Source organism: Bacillus proteolyticus, from assembly GCF_001884065.1.
In the GTDB taxonomy this organism is placed as follows: Bacteria; Bacillota; Bacilli; order Bacillales; family Bacillaceae_G; genus Bacillus_A; species Bacillus_A proteolyticus.
This window is the reverse complement of record NZ_MACH01000049.1, coordinates 1-598: the sequence shown is the minus strand read 5'-3', so window position 1 is coordinate 598 and position 598 is coordinate 1. Positions and strand designations below refer to the sequence as shown.

General features: G+C 36.0%; 1 protein-coding gene. It reads right to left on the bottom strand.

What is annotated here, in order from left to right:
• On the bottom strand, nt 1-598 hold a 598-nt coding region (locus tag BAQ49_RS05295; RefSeq protein WP_131802710.1), incomplete at both ends, for an RNA-guided endonuclease TnpB family protein.

The following is a 598-nucleotide window of genomic DNA, read 5'->3' as shown; positions in this document are numbered from 1 at the left end:
TAGATTTTTAACGTCTTTGTTTTGATATCCACAACAAGAACATAATTGGCTTGAAGCAAATGTTTTCGATACAACAATGACTTGTTTGCCGTACCATTTTGCTTTGTATTCCAACATAGTTCGAAACTGAGACCATGATACCTCACTAATTGCTTTTGCTAACTTATGATTCTTTAACATATTCGATACTTGCAAATCCTCTATACCGATAACATCGTGGTTTTTGATGATTTCAGTCGAGGTTTTGTCCAAGTAATCTTTTCTAGCATTCGTCATGTATTCATGAATTCTAGCTACTTTTACTCGTTGTTTATTCCAGCGAGAAGATCCTTTCATTCTTCTAGAAAGAACACGCTGTGCTTTTGCCAACTTCTCTTCTAATGATCGAAAAAACTTCGGATTTTCATAGGTTGTTCCATCTGACAAAATGGCGAAATCTCTTAGTCCCACATCCATTCCAATGTAAGAATTTGTTTTCGGAAGTTCTTGCACTTCTGTTTCAACTAACAATGACACAAAGTATCTACCAGAAGGGTTCCGTCTAACTGTAGCATTTAAAATACGTCCTGTTACTTCACGACTTTTGGCAAATCGAACA